Consider the following 25001-nt stretch of genomic DNA (forward strand, 5'->3'; position numbering starts at 1 on the left):
GACTGCCGGTCCCCGAAGGTACCAGCGTGGTCCGACAGCGCGACCGCGTTAGGCTCGGGGCCGTCTGGCTGGTGCGATGGCAGGAGGTCGTGGTGGGCGAGTTCGTACGGGTCGAGATCGAGGACGGGATCGGGACGATCCGGCTGGACCGGCCGAAGATGAACGCCCTCAACGCGCAGGTGCAGCGGGAGCTGATCGAGGCGGCCCGGCAGGTGACGGCGGACGAGACCGTGGCCGCAGTGATCCTTTACGGCGGCGAACGGGTGTTCGCGGCAGGGGCGGACATCAAGGAGATGGCCGAGCTCTCGTACGCCGGGATGTCGGGTGCCCCGTCGCGGCTGCTGCAGGAGTTCACCAAGGAGCTCGCGGCCATCCCGAAGCCGGTCATCGCCGCGATCACGGGATACGCGCTGGGCGGCGGCCTGGAGGTCGCGCTGACCGCCGACTTCCGGGTGGCGGGTGAGGGCGCCAAGCTCGGCCAGCCCGAGATCCAGCTCGGCATCATCCCCGGCGCGGGCGGAACGCAGCGGCTCACCCGGCTGGTCGGCCCCGCCAAGGCGAAGGACCTGATCTTCTCCGGCCGGCATGTGAAGGCGGACGAGGCGCTGGCGATCGGCCTGGTCGACCGGGTCGTGCCGGATGAGGACGTCCATGCCGCCGCCAGGAAGTGGGCGGCCACGTTCGTCGGCGGCCCCGCGCTGGCCCTGCGCGCCGCCAAGCAGGCCATCGACGCCGGGCTGGAGGTCGACTTGCAGACGGGCCTGGAGATCGAGCGTGTGCAGTTCTCGGCGCTGTGGGCCACCGACGATCAGCGCGACGGCATGACGAGCTTCATCGAGGAGGGGCCCGGCAAGGCCAAGTTCACCGGCCGCTGAGCTCCTGTGCGGCCAGGACCTCGTCGGCGTAGCGGGCGGACCAGCGTCCGAGGGCGCTGATCGGCTCCAGCAGGCCCCGGCCCGGGGCGGTCAGCTCGTACTCGACCCGGGGCGGGGCCTCGGCATAGCGGTGCCGGACGACCAGGCCGTTGGCCTCCAGCCTGCGAAGGGTCTCGGTGAGGACCTTCTGGCTGATCCCGCCGATCTCGTCGCGCAGCTCACCGGGGCGGCGCGGGCCCTCGCTCAGCGCGTACAGCACCACGCTCGTCCACGCCCCGGAGAGCAGGTCGAACCCGAGCCGCGCCTGGCAGTCGGCGAGATAGTGATCTTCTGTGCTCCGCATGGCCTCGGCCATCAGGATGCCCCTTCCGATGCGCACCTGGCGGTGCCTAACGGAACGCCTAACGTCCAGATCGAACGGTACGCCGGATCGAAGGCAATGGACCTTCGAAAGGTGATGGACTTCGAAGGTAATGGACTCGGAGGCGATGATGCGGATAGGCATTCTGGGCGCGGGCAACATGGCCGAGGCTCTCGGCGGCCAGTGGGTGCGCGCCGGGCACGAGGTCATGGTCGGGGCGCGTTCACCCGAGAAGGCCACCGCGCTGGCGGAACGGATCGGCGCGCGGAGCGGAACCCTTGAGGAAGCAGCCGGCTTCGGTGAAGTCGTGCTCCTGGCCGTCTGGTACGCGGGAGCGCTCGACGTGGTCCGGCAGGTCGATCTCGCTGGACGGGTCCTCATCGACTGCACCAACGTCTGGGGAGACTCGACGTTCGCGTTGATGACCGGCGACGGGCCATCGGGGGCGCAGCTCATCGCCGAGGCGTCGGGCGCGCGCGTGGTCAAGGCGTTCAACCTGTGCCACGAGAGCGTGTGGCGCATGACGCCGCCTGCCTTCGACGGCCACCCGCTCGGCGTGCCGATCTGTGGCGACGACGGCGAGGCCGTTGACTCCGTCGAACGGCTCGTCCGCGATCTGGGCTGCGAGCCGCTGCCGGGCGGTGGCCTTAGCCGTGCGGGACAGCTGGAGGCCACCGCGGCGTTCGTCGTCGGCCTGTACGCGTCGGGCGCGGATCCCGCCACGATGATCCCGCCGCTCGCCCACGCCGGCGGTGAGCCCGAACCCCTGAACGGTCAAGGTCTGAACGGTCAGGTCTGAACGGTTAGGCGAGATGTGGCTTGGTCAGGCGGGGCGTGGCTTGTGCGGGGTGGCCGGGCGCGCGGTGGACGGCGCCAGGTCGCGTTCGATCTCTTCGAGCGTGCGGTTGCGGGTCTCGGGGACCTTGGCGATGAAGAACACGATCCCGAGGACGGAGAGGCCCGCGTACAACCAGAAGGTCGAGGCGCGCCCGATGGCGTCGATGAGCTGGAGGAAGTAGTACGACACCAGGAAGTTGGCAGCCCAGTTGAAGAGGCTGCAGACGGCGATCGCGCGTCCGCGGACGGCCAGCGGGAAGATCTCGGAGATCATCAGCCAGAACACCGGGCCCAGCCCGATGGCGAACGCGGCGATGTAGACCAGCAGGGCCACCAGCGCCACCCAGGGTGCGCTGTCCTGCCAGCCGAGGCCGAAGAAGGCGGCGAGCAGGGCGAGCGCGACGGTGAGCCCGGCCGTACCGATGATCAGCAGGGTGCGGCGGCCCACCCGGTCGAGCAGGAGCACCGCCACCACCGTGAAGACGACGTTCGTGATCCCGACGGTCAGGGCCTGTGCGATCGCGTCGGACGCCTCCAGGCCGGTGTAGGTCAGGATCGTCGGTGAGAAGTAGACGACCGTGTTGACGCCGACGACCTGCTGGATGACCGCGAGGCCGATGCCGACCACCAGCATCGGCCTCAGGCCCGGCCGGAGCAGGTCGCGGAAGCCCGTGCGGTGCTCCTGCGCGACGACGCTCTCGATCTCGTCGAGCTCGGCGTCGACGTCCTCGCCGCGGCGGGTGCGGGCCAGGACGCGGCGCGCTTCGGCACGCCGCCCTCGTTGCATGAGCCAGCGCGGGCTGTAGGGCACGAACAGCATGCTGAACACCAGCACCACGCCGGGCGTCGCGCCGAGGCCGAGCATCCAGCGCCAGCCGCCGTCCACGTTCCGCAGCGCGAAGTTGACCAGGTACGCGACGAGGATGCCGATGGTGATCATCAGCTGGTTGTACGAGACCGTCCCGCCGCGGATGCGGGGCGGTGTGTGCTCGGCGATGTAGAGCGGCACCACGGCGGAGGCGGCGCCGACCGCCAGGCCCAGCACGACGCGCGCGGTGACCAGCTGGCCCGAGGTCTGGGCGAGCGCCGCGGCGAGCGCGCCGGCGACGTAGATGATCCCCGCGATCAGCAGCGTCCAGCGGCGGCTGATCAGGTCTGCCAGCCGGCCGCCCGCGAGCGCGCCGACGACGGCCCCGGCGAGGAGCCCGGCGACGATCCAGGACTGGGCGAGCGAGCCCGCGTCCAGGTCGTCCTTGATGTAGAGGAGCGCCCCGGAGATGACGCCGGTGTCGTATCCGAACAGCAGCCCGCCCAGTGCCGCGAGCATCGAGATCTTGAGTACGAACGGGTTACGAGACGCCTCTCGTACGTAGCCTGGCACGTCTCCTCCCTGAGATGAGTGCCGGGTCATTGAGATAAGTGCCGGGCTACCCGTGGCTTATCCGGTCAAACGGCGGCGCGGGTCGATACGATCTCGCGCCATGCGGCACGCATACCGAACGGCGCTGGTCACCGGCGCGTCCAGCGGCATCGGCGAGAGTTTCGCGCGCCTTCTCGCCGGTCGCGGCACCGACCTGGTGATCGTGGCGCGCCGGGCGGAGCTGCTGGACGGGCTGGCCCGGGATCTGGTCGAGCGGTACCGGGTGGGCGTGGAGGTGCTGGCCGCCGACCTGACCGACCCCGCCCAGCGCGGCGAGGTCGAGGAACGCCTGCGCGCCGATCCGGTCGAGCTGCTGATCAACAACGCCGGGTACGGTGCGTTCGGGCCGTTCGCCGAGCTGCCCATGGACGACCAGATCGCCGAGGTCGAGCTGAACGTGACGGCGCTGATGCGGCTCACGCACGCGGTGCTGCCCGGCATGATCGGGCGGCGCCGGGGCGGGGTGCTGAACGTGGCGTCGATGGCGGGGTTCGCGCCGTCCCCGGGGAGCGCGGTGTACGGCGCGACCAAGGCGTACGTCGCCTCGTTCTCCGAAAGCCTGCACGCCGAAGTGGCTGCCAAGGGCGTGCACGTGACGGCGCTCTGCCCGGGGTTCACGCGTACGACCGAAGAGGCCGAGGCGAACCTGCTTTGGCTGCGCCGGGAAGACGTGGCGCGAGCGGGGCTCGACGCGGTTTCGGCGGGCCGGGCCCTGTGCGTTCCAGGGCTCCAGTACAAGGCCGTGCTGCCCGCGTTGAAGCTCGTGCCGAGACCGTTGCTGAGGGCCGCCGCCAACCGCATGTGGCGACAGGCGGCTGACACGCAGTGACGAAGTTTGTTTTTGCGCGCTGATTCGCACGCTTTCTGTCGCTGGATGACAAGCGGTATGTCCGTATACCTACAACAATTCACCTGCGTTGGTTGTGACAGGGGTGACTTGACGGCGGTCATCCCTGAAGGCGAACATCGAACCTACGGTTTCGTAAGTTGTGCGCCCCTGCTGGGCTCCACCGTGCCTCTGACACGGCGCGTCGCACGGCATATCCACCACGTCGTCCAGCGAAGGAAGCAGGCATGCCCGCATCACCCGAGGAGAAGTTCCAGACCGGCCTGATGCTCGAACTCGAGGGTCTGGTCGAGAAGGAGGTCGACCGTCACCTGTCCATGGCCAAGGAGTGGTTCCCGCACCAGTACGTGCCGTGGGGCCAGGGCACGGACTTCGACGGGCCTCTCGGCGGTACGGGATGGACGCCCGAGGACTCCAAGCTGAGCACCGAGGCGCGCGAGTCGCTGATCGTCAACCTGCTCACCGAGGACAACCTGCCCGGTTACCACCGCGCGATCGCCGACGTGTTCGGCCGCGAGGGGGCGTGGGGCTACTGGGTCAACCGCTGGACCGCCGAGGAGAACCGGCACGGCATCGTCATCCGCGACTACCTCACGGTGACGCGCGCGGTCGACCCGATCGCGCTGGAGCGGGCCCGGATGAAGCACATGGAGGAGGGATACGAGGCCACGCACGGCAACGCGTTCCTTCACGGTGTGGCGTACGTCTCGTTCCAGGAGCTGGCCACCCGCGTCGCGCACCGCAACACCGGCAAGGCCTCCGGCGACCCCGTCTGCGAGCAGATGCTCACCCGGGTGGCGGCCGACGAGAACCTCCACATGATCTTCTACCGGAACCTGCTCGGCGGTGCCCTGGAGATCGCGCCGAACGAGACCATGCAGGCGATCACCGAGGTCGTCAAGGCGTTCCAGATGCCCGGGGCCGGCATTGAGGGCTTCCTGCGCAAGTCCGTGATCATCGCCAACGCGGGCATCTACGACCTGCGGCTCCACCACGACGACGTGCTGCGGCCGGTGCTGCGCAAGCTCGGCGTCTTCGAGCTGGAGGGGCTGTCCGACGAGGGCGAGAAGGCCCGCGAGGAGCTCGGCGAGTTCCTGGACGACCTCGACGCCGCGGCGACCAAGTTCGAGACCCGCCGTGAGGAGCGCCGCGCCCGCCAGGCGGCCAAGGCGGAAGCCGGGCGCTGACCGGCCGGGCCTGACCGGGGCCGCGGCCCGTTCGGCAAAGATCCATAACGGGCTGGTCTCGTTCGGAACGAGTACCCCGTTCTTGGCGTCATAGGGTGTATGGGGACACATCGGCGGCGGCTGGGCGGGTATCGGTTGCTGGACGAGATCGGCCGGGGGAGCACGGCCGTCGTCCATCTGGGCATCGACCCGGCCGGCCGCGAGGTGGCGATCAAGGAGCTGACCGACGACTTCGCGGGGGAGCCGGAGGCACGTGCCCGGCTGGCCCGCGAGATCGCGGCGCAGGGCAGGGTCGACAGCCCGTACGTGGCGCGCCTGCTGGACGCGGGCATCGCGGATGAGCGGCCGTACGTCGTGGTCCAGTACGTGCCGGGACTGCCGCTGGGCGATCTCATCGAGGCGTACGGGCCGCTGCGCGGCGCACGGCTGCTGCGGTTCGCGCGGACGCTGGCGCTCGGCGTGGCGGCGGTGCACGACGCGGGGGTCCTGCACCGGGACGTCTCGCCCGGGAACGTCATCGTGATGGGCGACCGGCCCACCCTGATCGACTTCGGGATCGCGCACGAGACGGGGGCGAGCCGGATCACCCAGCCCGGGATGGTCATCGGCACGCCCGCCTACCTCGCGCCCGAACTGATCGAGGGGCAGCGCGCCTCGACGGCCTCCGACGTCTTCTCGTGGGCGGCGACGGTGGCGTACGCGGCGACCGGGCGTCACCCGTTCGGCCGCGGCACGCTGCACGGCGTCTGCTTCCGCATCCTGCGCGGCAAGGCCGACCTCGACGGCGCGCCCGAGCCCATCGCGTCGCTGCTGCGCCTCGCGCTGCGGCGCGATCCGGCCGCGCGCCCGACGGCCCGCTGGTTCGCCGGAAGCCTCGCCCAGTGGAGCACGGGCACCTCCGCACGCGGCCCGGCGCGGGTCTTCGACAGGGTCGCGGCATGACGCCCCGCCAGATCCACTCGGCGGTAGGGTTTCGTAAACGATGAAGGGGGTTGTCACGTCCGGGGACAGGATCGGCCACTATCGCGTGCTCCAGACCTTGGGGGAAGGCGGCATGGGCGTCGTGTACCTCGGCGCCGACCCCGAGGGGCGCAACGTGGCCATCAAGGTGCTGCGACCGCAGGTCGCCGGTGACGCCACGGCCCGCCGGCGGCTGGCCCGCGAGGTCGACTCGATGCGGCGGGTGCACAGCCCGCACGTCGCGGAGATCCTCGACGCCGACGTCACGGCCGACCAGCCCTACATCGTGACCCAGTACGTCCCGGGCCGCACCCTGGAAGAGATCGTCGAGGAGAACGGCCCGATCTTCGGCCAGGCGCTCCAGCGCCTGGCGACGGGCCTGGCCGCGGCCCTGTCGGCCATCCACGGCGCCGGCATCGTGCACCGCGACCTCAAGCCCGGCAACGTCATGCTGGTCGACAGCGAGCCGGTCGTGATCGACTTCGGCATCGCGCAGGGCGCGGACGCCACCCGGCTGACCGCCACCGGCATGGTCATCGGCACCCCCGGCTACCTCGCGCCGGAGATCATCGAGGGTGAGGACGCCGGGCCCGCCTCCGACGTGCACGCCTGGGCGGGCACGCTGGCCTACGCCGCGACCGGCCGCCCCCCGTTCGGCTCCGGCACGTTCGAGTCGATCTTCTACAAGATCATGCAGGGCACACCGGACCTGGACGGCATGCCCGAGGCGCTCTACCCGGTCGTCCGGTCCGCGATGGCCCGCCACCCGGCCGAACGCCCCACCGCGGTCACCCTGGTCCAGCTGACCCGACGCATCCATCTCGAGGCGACGATCACCGACCAGACCCGGGTGGACGAGCATTACACGCGCCCGGACACCTCGCAGCCGGTGGAGCAGCCGACCGACCACGCGCGGCAGTTCGCCATGCCCGCGACGGGCCCCACCCCGGAGCCTGCGACGCCGCCCCCGGCACCTGCGCCGCCCCCCGCGCCGGTCCCGGCGCAGCAGCCCAAGGACTTCGTAGGCCAGCTGCCACCGGCCGCCCCACCACCCGTACCGCCCCCGGCCCCTGGCCCGTTCGAGCAGCCCAACGCCTACGCGCAACGCCCACGCCGCGGTGGCCTGCAGCCACGCCCCGAACAGCCACCCGCCCCTTACAACGGCGGTACACACCCACGCCCCGAACAGCCGCCCGCCCTCTACGACCGCGGCACACAACCGCGCGCCACTGAGCGGCCGCCCGAACGCCCGGCCGAACGCCCGCCCGCCGCAGAAAAGCGCAAGCCGTACGGCTGGTACCGCCTGCTCAGCCTCATCGTCCTGGTAGCCCTGCTGGGCTTCGCCCACATCGCGCCGCTCCTGGCCATGGCCGTCACCACCGTCGGCGTCCTCGTCCTACGCGCGGGCGACAAGGCCGCCAAGGGCATGGAAGGCAAGCGCACCCGGCGCGGTCCGCGTTCCGGCGACGTGCTCGCAGCAACACTCAAGTCGCCGCTGCACCTGCCAGGAGCCCTGATGGTCACCGCCCTCCTCGGGGGACTGGCGGCCCTCGCGGGGCTGATCGTTCTGGGCGTCCTGATGTTCGCGAACGACACCATGACGGCCTCACGGGCCATCGCCTACACGGCCATGCTCGTCATCGTTCTGCTCTGCCTCGCGCCCGGCAGCGGCGCGCCGCGGCGCCAGATGGCCCGCCTCTGGGGCGCCATCCTGCCCCGCACGGAAGCCGCCGTCGCCGGCGCCCTCATACTCGGGCTCTTCGCCGCGGTGCTGGTGATCCTGTCGCAGCAGGAGCAGCCCGACACCACGCCGCTGAACGGGATGAGCCAGAGCCTCGAAGACCTCCGCGCCGACGTCCGCGACCTTCTCAGCGGGCTGCCGTTCGTCTGACGCCGATAGGGTGGCGAGCCGATGAGTGAGCAAACCATCGGCCCCTACCGCCTCCTGTCCCGCCTGGGCGCCGACACCCACCGTGCCGCAGGGCCCACCGGCAAGGACGTGGCGATCCGCCTGCTCCCCGACGAGTCCCGCGACCGCCTCCGCTCCGACCTGGACCGCATGCGCGCCGTCCGCAGTCCCTACGTGGTCGACGTCCTGGACGGCGACCCCGAAGCCGCCCGCCCCTACATAGTCTCCCGCTTCGTCCCGGGCCGCCCCCTGGACAGATTCACAGCCGAGGAAGGCCCCCTGACCGGCCAAGCCCTCAACCGCCTGGCCCTGGACCTGGCCAAAGCCCTGGCCGCCATCCACGAGTCAGGCCTGACCCACCGAGCCCTCCGCCCCCAGGACGTCCTGGTGGTAGACGGCTCCCCAGTCATCATCGACTTCGCCCTGGCAGCCACTCCGACCAGCGACATTCAAGCCTGGGCCGCCCTGGTAAGCCACGCCGCAGCCGGCAACATCCCACCCCCATTCCAACCCCTGCTGGAAGCCGCCAAAGCCGAATCAATCCACCTAACCGCCCTAATAGAAGCCCTAACCTCCACGAGTCACGCAGCCACATCCACACCCAGCGCGCCCACCCCACCCAGCGCGTCCGCGCCAGGTGTGTCCACGCCGGGCGGTGCTGCCACTGCCACGCAAGGCAGTGCGGTCATGCCGAGTGGTACTGCCACGGCGGAGGGTGTGCTTTCGACGGATGTTGCAGCTCCGCACGGCGGTGCTGCGATGGCAACTCGTGAGGCTACGCCGGGCAGTGCACTCAAAGCCGGTCGTGTCGCTACGGTGGGTAGTGCTGCAGTGCCTGCTGGTGTATTTACACCGGATGTGACGGTTGGGGCCTGGGTCGTTCAGGCTTGGGCTCGGTTGTTGGCGGCGTTGGTGGTCGTTGCTGCGGCGGGGATTGCTGTGATGCTGCCGGTGGTGGGGGCTGTGGCGTCGGTGGCTGCGGTCGTGCTGCTGCGCGGGGTTGCCGGGCGGGGGTGGGCCATGGCGGTGGGCAGGACCGCTGCCACGCTGCCCTATGCCGGTGCGTTCGCGCTGGTGGTGACGTTGGGGCTGGCGTCGGTCTCGGCTGTGGGGATTGAGATCGACCCGCTCGGGGCGTGTGCCTTGGGAGTCGGGGCCGGGGTGGCGGGTCTGTGGGCGGCGCCCGGGGTCTCCGGGCCGCGGCGGGGGCTGGAGCGGCTGGTGGCCGGGATCGCCGGGACGCCGCGGGCCATCGCGGCGGGTGGTGTCTCCCTGGGGATCGTGGCGTTCCTCGCGGTGGTGGGCGCCATCTCGCTGACGCCGAGCTTCGCGCCGATGTACGGGTTGCAGAGCTCGCTGGAGAGTGCGGTCAGCCAGTTGCAGACCAGGATGTAGGTCAGTGCGGAATGTCTCAGGGCCGGGATTTGCCAGCAGGTTACTGCCCGGTAATATAAGGGGTGCACGGCTGAATCAGGGACCCGGAGCCGAAGCACGTTCGGGTGTTTGGCAGGCTGTGAGCATCAGCCCGCGTCGACCCGCCCTGGGCGGCGCCCCTCTGTCCGCTGCCCCAGCGGCCAACTGATAGCAGGGAGGTCGGCCACCGGCCATGAACATCGTCGTCCTGGTGAAGCAGGTTCCCGATACGGAGAGCCCGCGCAAGCTGAAGTCCGATGACAGCACGCTCGACCGTGCCGCCGCGGACGGTGTGATCAACGAACTTGACGAGTACGCCATCGAAGAGGCGCTGCGTATCAAGGAGGCCCAGGGTGGCGAGGTGACCGTCCTCACCATGGGCCCCGACAAGGCGACCGACTCGATCCGCAAGGCGCTGGCCATGGGTGCCGACAAGGCCGTGCACCTGGTCGACGAGGCGCTGGCGGGCTCCGACGCCCTGCAGACCTCGTACGCCATCCAGCAGGCGCTGGGACGCACCGGCTTCGACCTGGTCGTGCTGGGCTCCGAGTCGACCGACGCGCGGACCGGCGTGCTCGCCGCGATGCTCGCCGAGCGGCTGGGCGTGCCGCAGCTGTCGCTGGCCAACAAGGTCGAGATCGACGGCTCCGCCATCAAGATCCAGCGGCAGACCGACTACGGCTTCGACAAGGTCGAGGCGAGCCTGCCCGCGGTCGTCAGCGTGGTGGAGAAGATCAACGAGCCGCGCTACCCCTCGTTCAAGGGGATCATGGCGGCCAAGAAGAAGCCGGTCGACACGATCGGCATCGCCGACGCGGGTATCGACGCCGCGCAGGTCGGCCTGGCGAACGCCGCCACCGAGGTCGTCGACTTCGCCGAGGCCCCGCCCCGGGCCCAGGGGCAGATCGTCACCGACGAGGGCGACGGCGGCGCGAAGATCGCCGAGTTCCTCGCGTCGAAGAAGTTCGTCTGAGCGAGGAAGGGGATTACGAACAATGGCTGAGATTCTCGTCCTCGTCGACCACGTCGACGGCGAAGTCAAGAAGGTCACGCTCGAGCTGCTCACGGCCGCGCGACGGCTGGGCGAGCCCGCTGCGGTATGGATCGGTCCGGGTGCCGACGGCGCCAAGGACAAGCTGGCCGAGTACGGCGCGGCCAAGATCTACGTGGCCGCCGACGAGGAGCTGACCTCGTACGTGGTGGCTCCGAAGGCCGCCCTGCTGGCCCAGCTGGTCGCCGACAAGTCCCCGGCCGCGGTGCTCGTCTCCGCGACGGCCGAGGGCAAGGAGGTGGCCGGCCGCCTCGCGGTGAAGACCGGTTCCGGCGTGCTGACCGACGTGGTGGACGTCGCCGAGGGCGCCGTCGCCGAGCACTCGATCTTCGGTGGCGGCATCATCGCGCACGCCAAGGTCAAGACCGGTACGCCGATCGTGGCCGTCCGCCCCAACTCCATCGCTCCCGAGGCCGCCCCGGCCGCCGGCGCGGAGGAGGCGGTGTCGGTGACCCTGTCGGACGCCGACAAGGCCGCCAAGATCACTGAGAAGGTCGTCCAGGAGAAGGGCGAGCGCCCCGACCTCACCGAGGCGGCGATCGTCGTCTCCGGTGGGCGCGGTGTCGGCGGTGCGGAGAACTTCAAGATCATTGAGGATCTGGCCGACTCGCTCGGCGCGGCGGTGGGCGCGTCCCGCGCCGCGACCGACGCCGGCTGGTACCCGCACTCCTTCCAGGTCGGCCAGACCGGCAAGACGGTGTCGCCGCAGCTCTACATTGCGGTCGGCATCTCCGGGGCCATCCAGCACCGGGCCGGCATGCAGACCTCGAAGACGATCATCGCGATCAACAAGGACTCCGAGGCCCCGATCTTCGAGCTCGTGGACTACGGCGTCGTGGGCGACCTCTTCCAGGTCGCCCCGCAGCTCACCGAGGAGATCAACAAGCGCAGGTAGGCGCCGCGATCGACTCCGGACGCCCCGCCACCCGCACCCGCGGGCGGCGGGGCGTCCTGCTTCGGCCTCGGCGGGTCAGGAGCGGGTGGGGGCGGGGGCCGGTTTGTACGGGATGGCGGCCAGCACCTCGGGTTTGAGGAACGTGGTGAGCCTGTCGTACGGGATCTTGACCGAGTTCTGGCCGCAGGCCATTTCGCGGGCTGCGGTGGTGGCGGGGGCATCCACGATGACCTCGAGTTCCTTCGGCCACAGCGCGAAGATCACAGCCTCGTTCCGGAAGTCGGCGGGGCCGTAGCGCATGGACGACAGGCAGGTCCGGCTCGCGTCGGCCTTCATGACCAGATCCGAGAAGCCGGCGACGCCGGTGCCGGTGAGGCCCGCCGGCGTGACCATCTCCGCCGCGTTCTTGAACGTGGTCCCGGTCTTGAGGTCCACCGTGACGGTGCGGGCCCGGTTCCAGCTCGCGTGCGTGATCTCCTTGGAACGCAGCTCGAAGTCGTAGCGGACCGAGACGTAGCGGGGGCCGCTCAGCCGGATGGCCGCCTTGACGGACGCGGCCGACGCGGTGGCGTTGAACGTGGTCATGGCCCTGCGGTACTCGGCCTCGCGGCTGTTCACCGGCGCCAGCAGCGCGTCGTTGATCCGCTTGACGAGCGCCGCGTTCGAGCCGCCCTTGACCTGGACGATCTGGCCGGTGCCCTGGAGGGGTGGGTTGCCGAGGGACGTCCGGTGGGCCGCGAGCGCGAAGCTCAGCGACGGGGTCGGAGCCGGACGCGGCTTGTCGTCCCCGGTGGCCGCGTAGTACCCGGCGCCGCCTGCCACACCGGTGACGACGAGCGCTCCGGCGATGGCGGTCGCGCCCTTGGCCCCGACGACGCCAAGGACACCCTTGCCGCCCGCGGCGCCTGCGGCACCGACCGTGCCGCTGCCGGCTCCGGCGGTCCCGGCGGCTCCGCTCGCCCCTGCGGCTCCAGCGGTCCCGGCGGCTCCGGCCGCACCGGATCCGGCGGGGGCCATCCCGAGGGCGGCGAGCGGGAAGATCATGGCGAGCGCGGCGGCGGCTCCGGCGAGGGCGCGTACGCCGCGTCCCTCCCAGTCCAGCCCGTACGCGGCGGCCGCGGCGCTCTCCAGTTCGGACACGAACGCGGCGGCTCCCGCGGGCCGTCCCCACGGGTCCTTGGCCAGGCCGCTGGAGACCAGCGGGCGCAGCGGCTCGGGCACAGCCTCGACCGGGATCTCCCCGGTCAGGTGCAGGTTCATGAGCGCCCGCTGGTCCTCGGCGGTGAACGGCCGCCGCCCGGTCACGCACTCGAAGAAGACGCACGTCGCCGCGTAGACGTCGGTGGCGGGGGAGGCGGGCTCGGCACGCCACTGTTCCGGCGCCATGTAGACCGGGGTGCCCGAACGGCCGGCCTCGCCCGCGTCCACCGCGATGCCGAAGTCGATGAGCTTGCTCAGCCCGTCCCCGCGTACGATCACGTTCGCCGGCTTGTAGTCGCGGTGCACGACGCCCACCTCGTGCGCGGCCGCCAAGCCCAGCAGCGACCCCTTGAGGACCGTCAAGGACGCCTCGGGCGTCAGGGCTCCCTGCCGCGCGAGGACCTCCTTGAGCGACGCGCCGTCCACGGCCTCCATGACGATGGCCGCGCCTTCGGGTGCCTCCACCAGCCCCCACATCTGGGCGATGTACGGGTTGCGTACGCGGCGCAGCAGGTCGGCCTCACCCCGGAACCGCTCCCGGAACCGCGCGTCCTCACACAGCCGTTCCGACAGGTATTTGATCGCGGCGGGCGCGCCGGACGCGTCATGCCGTGCGAGCACGACGCGCCCCTGCGCGCCCTCCCCGAGGACCCGCACCTCGCTGTAGCCCGGAACCTGCCACGTGCCCATCCCGCACACCCCTCGCCGCCATAGCCCCACGTGGGGTTATACCGGAAGAAACGGTGGTCCGGTCAGGCCGCGACGGGTTCGCGGTCACCACCGGCAGGGGCGGCGGCGGTCTCGCCTACGGCGTCGAGCGCGTCGGCGGCGTGCACGGTGGTGCCACCGGCGACCGCGACGTCGCCCGGTCCGAGCGGAACGAAGCGGGCGCCGAACGCGATCAACAGGGCGAGCACGACCACGACGCCGACGCCGAGCCGGAGCGAGGTGGCGTCCGCGAGGAAGCCGACCACGACCGGGCCGAGCAGCAGGCCGCCGTACCCCATCGCCCCGACCTGGGCGACCGCGGCGGCGGACTGCCCGGGCGCGGCGGTGCCGGCCAGCGAGATCGTGGTCGGGACGACCGTGCAGACCACCAGCCCGGTGAGGAAGAACCCGGCGAGGGCGAACGGCGCGGACGGGGCCAGCACGACGACGGTCATGCCGAGCGCGGTGCCGACACCGGAGGCGATCAGCAGGCGCCGGGTGCCGAGGCGGGTCCGCAGCCGGTCGCCGGTCAGCCGGCCGATCAGCATGGCGAACTCGAACATCGGGTAGCCGAGCGCCGCCACCGCCTGCGTGGTGCCGAGCTCGTCGTGCAGCAGCAGGCCGCTCCAGTCGGCGATCGAGCCCTCGGCCATGAAGGCGATGAACGCGAGCACGCCGATCAGGTAGACCGCGACGGGCATCCGGGCGCGCCGGCGGCCGTTGGAGGGCACGGCCGCGGGCGGGTCGGCCAGGTACGTGCGGCCCAGCGCGAACGCGACCGGCAGCGCGACGATCGCGGCGACAAGGACGGTCGCCGTGAAGCCGAGCCCGGCGGCGGCGGTCGCGACACCGAAGAGCCCGCCGCTCATGGCGCCGACGCACCAGCCGGCGTGCATGCCGCTCATGATCGGGCGGCGGTGGGCCTGCTCGACGACGGTGCCCTGCGCGTTCATCGCGATGTCGGTGATGCCGAACGTCATGCCGAACAGCGCGACCGCCATCAGCAGCGCCCAGTAGGTGGGCGCGAGCGCGACGAAGACGTACGAGGCGGCGGTCAGCGGGAGGGCGATCCGCAGTACGGAGCGGCTGCCGGCCCGCGCGATGACGGTGCGCAGTCCCTGCATCGCCACGATGGCGCCGAGCCCCCAGATGAGGACCACTATGCCGATCTCGCTCTCGCTGGTGCCGAACTTGGCTGCCAGAGCGGGCATTCGCGCCACCCACACGCCGGTGAGCAGCCCCGCCAGTGCGAACGTCAGGAACGTTCCAAGGCGAGCGCGGAACAGCATGGTTCACCTCTTTCATTTCTCGGTGGGGCACGTGCGCGCACAGCGCGGCCCCGAACGCAGTGCAGGAAGCCGTGCGCAGGGGCCGCGAAGGCGGCCGTGCGTGCACGGCACGGTCGATCAGAAGGGTCGATCAGGATGTGGCGTCATGAAGGGGACGGGCGTGGAGCCCGTCCCGGTCAGCGTTCGAGCAGGGCCAGCAGCCGCTCTCTCAGCGCTGCGAGCTCGGCCTCGCCGTAGAGCTCGGGACTGTGGCTCATCACTTCCCAGAGGCCCTCGGCCGCCAGCCGGACGATCATGCCCGCGACCGGGTCGCGATCCTCTGCCGGATCGCGGCGGTGCCAGCGCGCCATCGCCTCGTTGAGCGGGGCGGCCAGCTCCGGGTCGGTGGCGGCGGCCGTGATGGCCGACCATCGTCGGTAGGTCCGGGCGCCGTCGGTGAACACCTTGAACGTCGCCTCGACGTAGGCCCGGCTGTACGAGCCCGGCGTGCCGTCGTCCAGCTCGGCGATCAGATCGTCGAACTCCTCGATGACCCGTGTCACCAACGCTTTGACCAGGGCTTCCTTGGTGGAGAAGTGGTAGAGCAGCCCACCCTTGCTCACGCCCGCGCGGTCCGCGACCGCGGTGAGCGTGAGGGCCTGCGTGCCGTGCTCGCTGAGCACGGCCTCGGCGGCGTCGAGGAGGGCGTCTTTTTTCATGACCTCTATACTGTACCGACCGGACGGTACAGTTTCAATCGACCGTCATGTGACCCGCAGCACCGGGCCGGAGGAACCGGCCCAGCGCGAAGGGAACGAGCCCGGCGCGGATAGTGTTGACCGTGTGGTGACCTACCTCGACCATGCGGCGACGACCCCCATGCGTCCCGAGGCCATAGCCGCGATGACGGTGGAGCTGGGTGAGCTGGGCAACCCGTCCTCACTGCACGCGGTGGGCCGCCGGGCCCGGCGGGTCGTGGAGGAGTCCCGCGAGATCATCGGCGAGGCCTTCGACGCCCGGCCAAGCGAGGTGATCTTCACCTCCGGGGGCACCGAGGCCGACAACCTCGCGGTCAAGGGCATCTTCTGGGCCCGCCGCGCCGCCGATCCGTCCCGTACCCGCGTCCTGGCCGCCGCGATCGAGCACCACGCGGTGCTGGACGCCGTCCAGTGGCTGGCCGACCACGAGGGCGCCAAGGTCGAGTGGCTGCCGTGCGACGAGCTCGGCAGGGTCCGCCCGGAGACGCTGCGCGAGGCGGTGCACACCGACCCCGACGACGTGGCGCTCGTGACGGTCATGTGGGCCAACAACGAGGTCGGCACCATCCAGCCCGTCACCGAACTGGCGGCGATCGCCCGCGAGCACGACATCCCCTTCCACACCGACGCGGTGCAGGCCGCCGCCCAGCTACCGGTCGGCTTCGCGGGCAGCGGCGCGCAGGCCCTCACCCTCAGCGGCCACAAGCTCGGCGGCCCGCTCGGCGTCGGCGCCCTGCTGCTGGCCAAGGGCGTGGATCCGGTCCCCGTCCTGCACGGCGGCGGCCAGGAGCGCGACGTGCGCTCCGGAACGCTCGACACCCCCGCCATCGCAGGGCTCGCGGCCGCGGTCCAGGTCACGGCCGCCCAGCGGGACGAGCAGGCCCGGCGCATGGCCACCCTCCGCGACCGCCTGATCCAAGAGGTCCGTACGGCGGTGCCGGACGCGATCCTGAACGGCGATCCCGACGACCGGCTGCCCGGCAACGCGCATTTCTCGTTCCCCGGCTGCGAGGGCGACGCGCTCCTCATGCTGCTGGACGCGCGCGGCATCGAGTGCTCCACCGGCTCGGCCTGCTCGGCCGGAGTCGCCCAGCCGAGCCACGTGCTCCTCGCCATGGGCGCCGATCCCGCCCGCGCCCGCGGCTCCCTCCGCTTCACCCTCGGCCACACCTCGACCGACGCCGACGTCACCGCCCTCGCCGAGGCCATCGGCCCCGCCGTGGAACGCGCCCGCCGCGCCGGCCTCACCTGACGCCGCCCCACGCCACGCGTTCTGCTGCGCCGTCTTCTGCTGCGCCATCTTCTGCCGCGACGTCTTCTGCTGCGCCGTCTCTGCCGCGCGGGCTTCTGCTGAGCCGCGCGGGCCCCGGGTGGGCGGAGGGGGCCCGCGCGGCGGTCCACGGCCGGTGACCGGCGGGATCTTTCGTTGGGCTGCGGCGGGTCGTTCACCCGAGCGGGGTTGGGTGAACGACCCGCCGCAGAGCGGGCGTCAGCGCAGGAACTGGCGGCTCCGGTCGAGGAGCCCGCGGGACTTGAGCTCGGCGCGCAGCGGGATCTCCTCGTCCCAGGCGCCGCCCAGTTCCCGCGAGATCCCGAAGTAGGTGGCCGTCCCGTCCCCGTCGCCCAGGAGTTGGCGGCGCACCGCGCTCAGCCCGCGCCACCAGTCGCTGTGCCGGTCGATGGCCACGTCGTCGTACCAGCGGATCCAGCGGTAGGTGTAGCAGAGGAAGATCATCTTCCGGGTGACGGTGGAGTGGTTGAGCGACCGGGAGTGCCACAGCCGGCGGTCGAAGATGAACGCGTCGCCCGGGTTCGCCGTGATCTCGACCGCTCCGGGAGGCGGCGGGTAGACCCCGCCGGGGCCGGGCTCGGTGCGGTCCAGGGTGTTGCTCAGGTGGCCGCGCGGCAGGACAAGGGTGCCCCCGCGCCCCTTCTCTGACAGATCGCTCAGCACGTACGCGATCTTGATGGACAACATCGGCCGCAGGTCCATGTCCAGGTCCGCGTTCTGCCGCTTGCCGTCCTGGTGCCACAGCCAGCCGGGCGCGGGCGGGTCCAGGACGGGCGGGTTGACGTCGACGTGGCTGTGGTTGACGTAGATGTTCCAGCCGAGATGGCCCCAGAGGTGCGGGAACGTGGTCGGCAGGTCCAGGAGTTCGAGGAACGTCTCGTCGCGGAGGACCCCGCCCAGCGCGTGGATCTCCCCGTTCGGCCCCAGCCTGCCCGCCCGGCGTTCGCCGTCGTACACCCGGTCGACCGCCTCCTCCATCCGGGCGCGCGTGGGCTCGTCCAGCGCGCGGGGTATCAGGAGATAGCCCTGTTCCTCGAACGTGCGCCGGTCCTCCTCGCTGATGGGCGAGAAGGGCCCGGCGACCAACGTGTCCGTCGGCTGGATCATGAGTGGTCCCCCTTGATGATCTTCCGTTTCGTGGTGCGTCACTCAAGCCGACGGCGTTGAAGAACCTGTGAAGAAACGATCCGGATTTGATCTTTTTGGTGGGTGGGGGCTGAGACGCCCGCTGTGACCGGAGTGTCCCTTGGTACCTTCCGGATCATGTGGACGGCCCCTCGTATCCTCGTCGCGGAGGACGACCCCAAGCAGGCCCGGCTCATCCGGATCTATCTGGAGCGGGAAGGGCACCGGGTCACCGTGGTCGGCGACGGCCGCCAGGCGCTGGAACGTGCCCGCGCACTCCGGCCGGACCTGCTGGTGCTCGACGTGATGATGCCTGGCCTCGACGGGCTCGACGTCTGCCGCGTCATCCGGGCCGAGGCGTCGGTCCCGATCCTGTTGCTGACGGCGCGTTCGACCGAGGACGACATGCTGCTCGGCCTCGACCTGGGCGCCGACGACTACCTGACCAAGCCCTACAGCCCCCGCGTGCTGACGGCACGCGTCCGCGCGCTCCTGCGAAGGGCGGGCGTCGGGGTGGTGCCGGCCGCCGGCTCCGCGGAGCCGGTGTTGCGGGTGGGGGATCTGGAGGTGGATCCCAACCGTTTCGAGGTGCGTACGGGCGGGCGCCGGGTCGAGGTGACCGCGAAGGAGTTCGGCATCCTGCAGACGCTGGCGGCCGAGCCGACCCGGGTCTTCACCCGCGCGCAGATCCTCGAACTGGCCTTCGGCTTCGACCATCACGTGCTCGAACGCACCGTGGACGCGCACGTGATGAACCTGCGGCGCAAGATGGAGCAGGATCCGGCCAAGCCCGTCTACGTTCAGACGGTCTATGGCCGCGGCTACCGGCTCGGCCCCGCGGTCGAAGGCTGAGCGATGCCGTTCTTCGGATTCCGGGCGCGGGTGTTCGCCATCGTCACGCTGGTCACGCTGGTCGCCATCGCCACGACCGCATGGCTGACCGTGCGCACCACGACGGCCGAGTTCACCGACTCGGCGGCCGCGGCCGACCGGGACGTGGACACCATCGAGGACGGGCTCGTCAAGTACGGGAGCACGCACGGCACCTGGGAGGGCGTGCCGCGCCTGGCCCAGGAACTGGAGGAGCGGACCCACCAGCGCATCCGGCTTGCCGGCCTGTCCGGCGACGTCATCGTCGACACCGACACACTGGCGGGCCGCACCGCCCGGCCCACGACGAGCCGTCCCGCCTCGGTCCTGGACCCGCGGCGCGAGCTGGTGGCCGGAGCGTTCGCCGGTCAACCGATCAGCCGGGAGTCGGCCACACCGGGCGATCCGTCGAGTGCGCCGGATCATCCGCCGACCGTGCCGGACGGCGGGGAGGCCGATCCGCCGCAGGACTCTGGGAAGCCGGACAGCACAGGGCTGTCCGCGAACCGCCCGGGGGGCAGCGTGCGGATCAGCCCCGGGCAATTGAGGATGAGGCTTCACTTCTACCGGGTCGCCATCCGCCTCCGGGCTTGCTACACCCGTGAAGGGATCGCGATGCGGAGGCAGGAGCCGATCGTGTTCCCCCGGAACCCGGTCGCCGCGTACACGCCCGCCGCAGGCGACGACGGGCCCAAGAGGTGCGCCACCCGGGCCAAGAGCACGAAAGCCGAGTCGGCAGCCGACACGCAGGCGGTCAGGGCGTGCGCCGCCGCTTCCGGCGCCGTCGGCGTGGAAGATCTGTTCCTCGTTCCCGAGGAGACGTGCGAGGGGCGGGTCTTTCTGCAGCGGCTGGAGAGCGTCGCGCCGGAGCCGCTGCTGATCTGGCTCGGCTACAGCGAACCCCAGCGCGGGGCGGTCCGGATACCGCTCTTCAGGGTGGCCGCGGCGGCGAGCGTCGTGGCAGTGCTGCTGGCCGCCGGGACGCTGCTGCTCAGCCGCCGGGTGCTGGCCCCGATCGCCACGCTCCGGGTGGCCTCCAGCCGGCTGGGCGCGGGCAATCTGTCGGAACGGGTCCGCGTCCGGGGCCAGGACGAGATCGCGGCGCTGGGCCGCACGTTCAACCGCATGGCCGACTCGCTCCAGCGCAGCGAGGAGGCGCAGCGGCGCATGATCAGCGACATCGCGCACGAGCTGCGCACGCCGCTGTCCACCATGCGGGGCTACCTGGAGGCGCTCCAGGACGGTGTCCTGAAACCCGACCAGGAGTTGCTGGCCTCCCTGCACGAGGAGGCGGTGCTCCAGCAGCGGCTGATCGACGACCTGCAGGACCTGGCGCTCGCCGAGTCGGGGGCGCTGCGCATGCGCCTTGAGCCGCTGGACGTGGTGGAGTTGCTGGAGACGTACGGCTTCACCCACCGGGTGGCCGCCGAGTCCCAGGGCGTCCGCCTGCTGGTCGACACGGTGCCCGTGCCTTCGGTGAACGGTGACGCCGACCGGCTGCGCCAGGTGGTCGGCAACCTGGTGACCAACGCGCTGGCGGCCACGCCGCCCGGCGGGACGATCACGCTGCGGGCCTGGCCGGCGGACGACGGCGGCGTGCTGATCTCTGTCGCCGACACGGGGCACGGAATCGAGGCCGATGACCTGCGCAACGTGTTCGACCGGTTCTGGCGTGCGGACGCCGCGCGCGGCCGGGGGACCGGCGGGCGCGGGCGAGGGCTCGGCCTCTCGATCGCCAAGGGCATCGTCGCGGCGCACGGCGGCACCCTCAGCGCCGAGAGCGCCACGGGCGCGGGTTCGACGTTCACCGTCCAACTGCCGCCGATGCCGCCGCCGGAGAGCCGCTGAGGCCGCCAGGACCGGTTTGGAGCCCCTTCCTGCGGGGACGGCTTGTCCGTTCGAGAAAGGGGACGTCATGACGGCGAACGTGGCCGGGACCGGTTCCGGCGGACTGGGCAGGCAGACAGCGGGGCATCCTTGGTTTCACCGGCTCTCCAGGGTCGGCCTGGCCGCACGGGGCCTGCTCTACCTGCTGGTCGGCTGGCTGGCGGTCCGGGTCGGCATGGGGGAGGGCGGCGGCAGGGAGGCCGACAGGGGCGGCGCCCTGCAAGAGATCGCCGGCAGGCCCGGCGGCGCCGTCGTGTTGTGGCTCCTGGTGATCGGGCTGGCGGGACTGGCGCTGTGGGGGTTCTCCGAGGCGCGGTACGGGCAGCCGGTGCCGGACGGGCGCAAGGCGCGCAAGCGGCTGGCGGCGTTCGGGCGGGGGGTGGTCTACACGGTGGCCTGCGCCGGGACGCTGGCGTTCGTGCTCAGCAGCAAGTCCAGCTCCAGCGACCAGGAGTCGAAGTCGTTCACCGCGCGGGCGATGAGCGAGCCGGGCGGGCGATGGCTCGTGCTCGCGGTGGGCATCGGTGTCATCGCCTGGGGAGCGCACCAGGTCTGGCACGGCGCGAGCCGCGACTTCCGCCAGGAGCTCAAGACGTTCGGCATGGACCAGCGGGTGCAGCGGACCGTCGAGGCGCTCGGCGTCGTCGGTCACATCGCCCGGGGCGTCGTGGCGATGAGCGCCGGGGTGTTCCTGGCGTACGCGGCGATCACGTTCGATCCCGGCAAGGCCAAGGGCCTGGACGGCACGCTGCGCGAGCTGGCCGCCACCCCCGCCGGCCCCTGGCTCCTCATCGCGGTGGCCCTGGGCTTGGTGATCTTCGGGGTCTACTCGCTGTGCGAGTCGCGCTGGCGCAAGGTCGAAGCCGTACGCTCCTGACCCGCACACGCGGGGGTCATGGCTGGAACGGGGCCAGGCTGCGCCAGCCGGGGTCGGGGGTGGAGGCGACCTTGGCCTTGCCCTCGGCCCAGCTCGCGGCGAGCTGGTCGAGCTCGGCGATCACGCCCGAGTCCGGGTCGGCGTACAGGTGGAACACCCGCAGCCCGTCACCGGTCTCCCGGACGGCCAGCACCGCGCGGTCGCCGAGGCCCGCCAGCTTCTTCTCGAACTTGCGCAGAGCCCCCGCCGAAGGGTCGACCGGCAGCCGGTCCGGGTTGCTGTTGGCGTACGGCACCGAGATCGCCACGTGCTGATCGCAGAGCGGGTAGTCCTGGCGGTGCAGCGGGAAACGGGCCCGCAGCTGTGAGGGGTGCCCGCGCGGGGTGCGGCCCTCGCCGGTGAGCCAGGTCGGCTCGCGGAAGTCCTCGGTGACCTGCTCGACGACGACGGGCAACATCGCGGGCGGCAGCGCGTCCATCGGCGCCTCGGTGGCGATGCGGACCTCGCCGATCCAGCGGGCCACGTCGTCCTCGCCGAGCGCCCAGTCCAGGACGTGCAGCGCGACCTGGACCTGCTGCTCCTCGGAGACGAACAGGAAGTCGGGGTGGTAGGCGACGATGTCGACCCGGCCGCGGAGCTGGTCGGCGCGCATCCCGAACCGCACGTACTCGAGATCGAACTCGTGGTCGCCGAGCAGGAGCTGCTGGCTCAGCATCTCGTGATCGGCCTGGCGCGCCGCGTGGAACCGCCAGTTCGTGCCCACGGGCGCGGCGCGGTACCAGCGTTCGGACAGCCCGCGCAGCTCCGGGTCACCACCGCTCGTCACCGTGAGGGACGGGCCGTCCTCCTCGGACCCCCCGATCTCCCACTGCAACTCGGGATGGATCTTGTTCACCCGGCGGGAGAGCTCCTCGACCAGCTCGGTCGAGAGCCCGTCACCGAGGGCGTCCTCGATCGAGGGACGGGCCTGCGCCCACCACTCCCAGAAGTCGATGATCGCGGGAAGCGGTGTCGCGGCTGACGTGTCGCGGGGACGGCGAAAGATTCCCATGGCGGGCATCATCGTACGCGGAATTCCCGTCCTCCTGCCCACGCCGCTTACCCTTGAGAAGTTATGACTCTCCGCGTACTGGCCGCCATGTCGGGCGGCGTCGACTCAGCAGTGGCCGCCGCCCGGGCCGCCGAGGCCGGCCACGACGTCACCGGCGTGCACATGGCCCTGTCCAGCAACCCGCAGTCGTACCGCACCGGCGCCCGCGGGTGCTGCACCCTGGAGGACTCCAGGGACGCCCGCCGCGCGGCCGATGTGATCGGCATTCCGTTCTATGTCTGGGATCTGGCCGAACGGTTCCACCATGACGTGGTGGAGGACTTCGTGTCCGAGTACGCGGCGGGCCGGACGCCCAATCCCTGCCTGCGCTGCAACGAGAAGATCAAGTTCGAGGCGCTGCTGGACAGGGCGCTGGCGCTCGGCTTCGACGCGGTCTGCACCGGGCATTACGCGCGCTTGGCGGACGGCGTTCTGCGGCGCGGAGTGGACGGCGGCAAGGACCAGTCGTACGTGCTGGCCGTCTGCACCCCCGAGCAACTCGCCCACGCGATGTTCCCGCTCGGCGACACCACCAAGGCCGACATCCGGGCCGAGGCGGAACGGCGCGGACTGCAGGTCGCCGACAAGCCCGACAGCCATGACATCTGCTTCATCGCCGACGGCGACACCAAGGGCTTCCTGGCCGAACGCCTCGGCGCCGCCCCCGGCCCCATCGTGGACATCGAGGGCAACCAGGTGGGCGAGCACGAGGGCTCCTACGGCTACACCGTCGGCCAGCGCAAGGGCCTGCGGCTGGGCACTCCGGCCCCCGACGGCAAGCCGCGGTACGTCCTGGACATCTCGCCGGTCACCAACACCGTCACGGTCGGCCCGCGCGAGGCCCTCGATGTGACTGAGATCACCGCCGAACGTCCGGTGTGGCTCGCGGAGGTCCCGGCGGGCCCGTTCGGCTGCCAGGTCCAGCTGCGGGCGCACGGCGAGGTCTACGACTGCGTCGCGGAGCCGGACGGCGACCGGCTGACCATCCGCCTCGCCCGGCCCGCCCGCGGTGTGGCATCCGGCCAGGCAGCGGTCCTGTACGAGGACGACCGCGTCCTCGGCTCGGCCACCATCGCCGACACCGCCCGCGTCCCCGCCTAGCTCGGGCTCGGGTCGGCTGCGTCAGGCGTCAGGCGTCAGGGTCCTGCGTCTGGCGTCTGGCGTCTGGCGTCAGGCGTCTGGCGCCTCGTGCAGCGTGCGGGCGGTCTCCTGGCAACGCCTGAGGGCGGCGCGTACGTACGAGGGCGACGCGCCTGCCAGGCCGCAGGAGGGCGTGATGACCACCTGTTCGCCCAGCTGCGCGATCGGGAAGCCCAGCCGCCGCCACAGATCCCGCACGGGAGCGGCGGTCGCCTGGAGCCGCGGCAGCGCGGCGTCCGTGCCCGGCAGCACTCCCAGCAGCAGGCCGATCCCCGCGTCGATCGTCTCTCCCACCGCGTCGTCGTCCCGCTTGGGCACCAGACCGAGGTCGGCCGAGATCGCCTTGGCTCCGGCGCCGCGCAGCAGCCCGTACGGCACGTTCGGCGCGCAGCAGTGCACGATCGGGAACGCTCCCGAGGCCTCGATGACCTGCCGGAGCCCGTCCTCGGCGATCGGCGCCTCGATCGCCCGCAGCCGCGAGAACCCGCTCGCGGTCGGCACGGTCCCGGCCAGCGCCGCCGGCAGCCCCGGCTCGTCGAGCTGCAGCAGGATCTGTGCGTTCGGCAGCCGTCGTCGCACGTCCGCGACATGCCCGGCCACGCCCTCGGCCAGGGACGCGGTCAGGTCGCGCACCGCGCCCGGATCCTTGAGCGCCCGGTCGCCGCTCCTGAGCTCGATCCCGGCGGCGAGCGTCCACGGCCCGCACACCTGGATCTTGAACGGCCCGTCGTGATCGCCCGCCAGCTCCTCCAGCACGTCCAGGTCCCGGACGAGATGGTCGTGGGAACGCCGCGTGTCCCGCCCGGGCCGGTCGGAGAACCGCCAGCCTGAGGGCTCCACGCGCACGGCGAGATCGACCAGCAGCCCCGCCGTACGGCCGATCATGTCGGCGCCCGGCCCGCGCTCGGGAAGCTCAGGCAGATGCGGCAGCCCGGGCAACTCGCCCAGCACGACCCGCAATGCCTCGGCCGGGTCGGTGCCGGGGTACGACCCGACACCCGTAGCGGTGCCCGCCTCCCAGGGAAAGTCCAC

General features: G+C 71.5%; 22 protein-coding genes and 1 pseudogene. 15 read left to right on the forward strand and 8 right to left on the reverse strand.

Features of this window, described 5'->3' with window-relative positions:
• Positions 1-92 precede the first annotated feature (92 nt).
• Entirely contained in the window at positions 93-875 is a 783-nt protein-coding gene (locus F8566_RS38140) for an enoyl-CoA hydratase/isomerase family protein (protein ID WP_151567350.1), read from the forward strand.
• Here the strand turns inward: F8566_RS38140 and F8566_RS38145 are convergent.
• Complete coding sequence (locus tag F8566_RS38145; RefSeq protein ID WP_225993881.1) at positions 862-1254, reverse strand: winged helix-turn-helix transcriptional regulator; 393 nt, start codon at positions 1252-1254, stop codon at positions 862-864. The two genes, F8566_RS38140 and F8566_RS38145, sit on opposite strands and share 14 nt — an antisense overlap.
• Before the next feature lie 94 nt (positions 1255-1348).
• Here F8566_RS38145 and F8566_RS38150 point away from each other — a divergent pair, with 94 nt between their 5' ends.
• Positions 1349-2035: an NADPH-dependent F420 reductase gene (locus F8566_RS38150; protein ID WP_225993882.1), complete on the forward strand. Its 687-nt coding sequence runs from the start codon at positions 1349-1351 to the stop codon at positions 2033-2035.
• A gap of 24 nt (positions 2036-2059) precedes the next feature.
• Here F8566_RS38150 and F8566_RS38155 read toward each other — a convergent pair whose 3' ends face one another.
• Positions 2060-3454 (reverse strand): sugar porter family MFS transporter, encoded by a 1395-nt coding sequence (locus tag F8566_RS38155; protein ID WP_225993883.1) that lies wholly within the window; start codon positions 3452-3454, stop codon positions 2060-2062.
• A 100-nt stretch (positions 3455-3554) separates the two neighbouring features.
• Between F8566_RS38155 and F8566_RS38160 the strand changes: the two genes are divergently transcribed.
• The 8 genes and pseudogenes from F8566_RS38160 to F8566_RS38190 all read left to right on the forward strand — a co-directional run bounded on the left by F8566_RS38160 (position 3555) and on the right by F8566_RS38190 (position 11755).
• Positions 3555-4322: an SDR family NAD(P)-dependent oxidoreductase gene (locus F8566_RS38160; RefSeq protein WP_151567094.1), complete on the forward strand. Its 768-nt coding sequence runs from the start codon at positions 3555-3557 to the stop codon at positions 4320-4322.
• Between the two features lie 245 nt (positions 4323-4567).
• Positions 4568-5527 (forward strand): acyl-ACP desaturase, encoded by a 960-nt coding sequence (locus F8566_RS38165; protein WP_151567096.1) that lies wholly within the window; start codon positions 4568-4570, stop codon positions 5525-5527.
• 99 nt (positions 5528-5626) lie between these two features.
• On the forward strand, positions 5627-6469 hold the full coding sequence (locus tag F8566_RS38170) for a serine/threonine-protein kinase (RefSeq protein ID WP_151567098.1): 843 nt from the start codon (positions 5627-5629) through the stop codon (positions 6467-6469).
• Between the two features lie 40 nt (positions 6470-6509).
• Entirely contained in the window at positions 6510-8378 is a 1869-nt protein-coding gene (locus F8566_RS38175) for a serine/threonine-protein kinase (protein WP_151567100.1), read from the forward strand.
• 21 nt (positions 8379-8399) lie between these two features.
• Positions 8400-8834: pseudogene (locus F8566_RS53150) on the forward strand (protein kinase domain-containing protein); the annotation flags it as partial.
• A 504-nt stretch (positions 8835-9338) separates the two neighbouring features.
• On the forward strand, positions 9339-9791 hold the full coding sequence (locus F8566_RS51840) for a hypothetical protein (protein WP_225993903.1): 453 nt from the start codon (positions 9339-9341) through the stop codon (positions 9789-9791).
• A gap of 211 nt (positions 9792-10002) precedes the next feature.
• Positions 10003-10782, forward strand: coding sequence for an electron transfer flavoprotein subunit beta/FixA family protein (locus F8566_RS38185; RefSeq protein ID WP_151567104.1), 780 nt, complete (start codon positions 10003-10005; stop codon positions 10780-10782).
• A gap of 22 nt (positions 10783-10804) precedes the next feature.
• The gene (locus F8566_RS38190; RefSeq protein WP_151567106.1) at positions 10805-11755 is read left to right on the forward strand and encodes an electron transfer flavoprotein subunit alpha/FixB family protein; all 951 of its coding nucleotides are present in this window, start codon (positions 10805-10807) and stop codon (positions 11753-11755) included.
• A gap of 75 nt (positions 11756-11830) precedes the next feature.
• Here F8566_RS38190 and F8566_RS38195 read toward each other — a convergent pair whose 3' ends face one another.
• The 3 genes from F8566_RS38195 to F8566_RS38205 all read right to left on the reverse strand — a co-directional run bounded on the left by F8566_RS38195 (position 11831) and on the right by F8566_RS38205 (position 15650).
• Positions 11831-13645: a serine/threonine-protein kinase gene (locus tag F8566_RS38195; protein WP_151567108.1), complete on the reverse strand. Its 1815-nt coding sequence runs from the start codon at positions 13643-13645 to the stop codon at positions 11831-11833.
• Between the two features lie 62 nt (positions 13646-13707).
• On the reverse strand, positions 13708-14952 hold the full coding sequence (locus tag F8566_RS38200) for an MFS transporter (RefSeq protein ID WP_151567110.1): 1245 nt from the start codon (positions 14950-14952) through the stop codon (positions 13708-13710).
• 176 nt (positions 14953-15128) lie between these two features.
• Positions 15129-15650: a TetR/AcrR family transcriptional regulator gene (locus tag F8566_RS38205; protein WP_151567112.1), complete on the reverse strand. Its 522-nt coding sequence runs from the start codon at positions 15648-15650 to the stop codon at positions 15129-15131.
• A gap of 127 nt (positions 15651-15777) precedes the next feature.
• Here F8566_RS38205 and F8566_RS38210 point away from each other — a divergent pair, with 127 nt between their 5' ends.
• Complete coding sequence (locus F8566_RS38210) at positions 15778-16941, forward strand: cysteine desulfurase family protein (RefSeq protein WP_151567356.1); 1164 nt, start codon at positions 15778-15780, stop codon at positions 16939-16941.
• A 237-nt stretch (positions 16942-17178) separates the two neighbouring features.
• Here F8566_RS38210 and F8566_RS38215 read toward each other — a convergent pair whose 3' ends face one another.
• A complete protein-coding gene (locus F8566_RS38215; protein ID WP_151567114.1) occupies positions 17179-18087 on the reverse strand; it encodes a phytanoyl-CoA dioxygenase family protein in 909 nt (302 codons plus the stop codon).
• A gap of 156 nt (positions 18088-18243) precedes the next feature.
• On the opposite strand from F8566_RS38215, the gene F8566_RS38220 reads away from it, so the two are divergent.
• The 3 genes from F8566_RS38220 to F8566_RS38230 all read left to right on the forward strand — a co-directional run bounded on the left by F8566_RS38220 (position 18244) and on the right by F8566_RS38230 (position 21739).
• Positions 18244-18957, forward strand: a complete 714-nt coding sequence (locus tag F8566_RS38220; protein WP_151567116.1) for a response regulator transcription factor — start codon at positions 18244-18246, stop codon at positions 18955-18957.
• Positions 18958-18960: 3 nt separating this feature from the next.
• Positions 18961-20823: a sensor histidine kinase gene (locus tag F8566_RS38225; protein ID WP_225993884.1), complete on the forward strand. Its 1863-nt coding sequence runs from the start codon at positions 18961-18963 to the stop codon at positions 20821-20823.
• Between the two features lie 67 nt (positions 20824-20890).
• The gene (locus F8566_RS38230; RefSeq protein ID WP_151567118.1) at positions 20891-21739 is read left to right on the forward strand and encodes a DUF1206 domain-containing protein; all 849 of its coding nucleotides are present in this window, start codon (positions 20891-20893) and stop codon (positions 21737-21739) included.
• Between the two features lie 16 nt (positions 21740-21755).
• Here F8566_RS38230 and F8566_RS38235 read toward each other — a convergent pair whose 3' ends face one another.
• Positions 21756-22790 carry a DUF695 domain-containing protein gene (locus F8566_RS38235; protein WP_151567120.1) on the reverse strand — a complete coding sequence of 345 codons (1035 nt, stop codon included), beginning with the start codon at positions 22788-22790 and terminating at the stop codon, positions 21756-21758.
• Between the two features lie 63 nt (positions 22791-22853).
• Here F8566_RS38235 and mnmA point away from each other — a divergent pair, with 63 nt between their 5' ends.
• Positions 22854-23930, forward strand: coding sequence for a tRNA 2-thiouridine(34) synthase MnmA (mnmA, locus tag F8566_RS38240; RefSeq protein ID WP_151567122.1), 1077 nt, complete (start codon positions 22854-22856; stop codon positions 23928-23930).
• Between the two features lie 69 nt (positions 23931-23999).
• Here the strand turns inward: mnmA and F8566_RS38245 are convergent, their stop codons facing one another.
• Positions 24000-25001, reverse strand: coding sequence for a methionine synthase (locus F8566_RS38245; protein WP_151567124.1), 1002 nt, complete (start codon positions 24999-25001; stop codon positions 24000-24002).

Origin of the sequence: Actinomadura rudentiformis (genome assembly GCF_008923185.1) — a bacterium.
GTDB lineage: Bacteria > Actinomycetota > Actinomycetes > Streptosporangiales > Streptosporangiaceae > Spirillospora > Spirillospora rudentiformis.

Excerpts from the sequence above, each read along its gene's own strand:
- F8566_RS38185 (WP_151567104.1), top strand. The coding sequence starts at position 10,003 with ATGAACATCGTCGTCCTGGTGAAGCAGGTTCCCGATACGGAGAGCCCG.
- F8566_RS38165 (WP_151567096.1), top strand. The coding sequence starts at position 4,568 with ATGCCCGCATCACCCGAGGAGAAGTTCCAGACCGGCCTGATGCTCGAA.
- F8566_RS38205 (WP_151567112.1), bottom strand. The coding sequence starts at position 15,650 with ATGAAAAAAGACGCCCTCCTCGACGCCGCCGAGGCCGTGCTCAGCGAG.
- F8566_RS51840 (WP_225993903.1), top strand. The coding sequence starts at position 9,339 with ATGCTGCCGGTGGTGGGGGCTGTGGCGTCGGTGGCTGCGGTCGTGCTG.
- F8566_RS38170 (WP_151567098.1), top strand. The coding sequence starts at position 5,627 with ATGGGGACACATCGGCGGCGGCTGGGCGGGTATCGGTTGCTGGACGAG.
- F8566_RS38160 (WP_151567094.1), top strand. The coding sequence starts at position 3,555 with ATGCGGCACGCATACCGAACGGCGCTGGTCACCGGCGCGTCCAGCGGC.
- F8566_RS38220 (WP_151567116.1), top strand. The coding sequence starts at position 18,244 with ATGTGGACGGCCCCTCGTATCCTCGTCGCGGAGGACGACCCCAAGCAG.
- F8566_RS38150 (WP_225993882.1), top strand. The coding sequence starts at position 1,349 with ATGGACTCGGAGGCGATGATGCGGATAGGCATTCTGGGCGCGGGCAAC.
- F8566_RS38230 (WP_151567118.1), top strand. The coding sequence starts at position 20,891 with ATGACGGCGAACGTGGCCGGGACCGGTTCCGGCGGACTGGGCAGGCAG.
- F8566_RS38225 (WP_225993884.1), top strand. The coding sequence starts at position 18,961 with ATGCCGTTCTTCGGATTCCGGGCGCGGGTGTTCGCCATCGTCACGCTG.
- F8566_RS38215 (WP_151567114.1), bottom strand. The coding sequence starts at position 18,087 with ATGATCCAGCCGACGGACACGTTGGTCGCCGGGCCCTTCTCGCCCATC.
- F8566_RS38195 (WP_151567108.1), bottom strand. The coding sequence starts at position 13,645 with ATGGGCACGTGGCAGGTTCCGGGCTACAGCGAGGTGCGGGTCCTCGGG.
- mnmA (WP_151567122.1), top strand. The coding sequence starts at position 22,854 with ATGACTCTCCGCGTACTGGCCGCCATGTCGGGCGGCGTCGACTCAGCA.
- F8566_RS38175 (WP_151567100.1), top strand. The coding sequence starts at position 6,510 with ATGAAGGGGGTTGTCACGTCCGGGGACAGGATCGGCCACTATCGCGTG.
- F8566_RS38190 (WP_151567106.1), top strand. The coding sequence starts at position 10,805 with ATGGCTGAGATTCTCGTCCTCGTCGACCACGTCGACGGCGAAGTCAAG.
- F8566_RS38200 (WP_151567110.1), bottom strand. The coding sequence starts at position 14,952 with ATGCTGTTCCGCGCTCGCCTTGGAACGTTCCTGACGTTCGCACTGGCG.
- F8566_RS38235 (WP_151567120.1), bottom strand. The coding sequence starts at position 22,790 with ATGGGAATCTTTCGCCGTCCCCGCGACACGTCAGCCGCGACACCGCTT.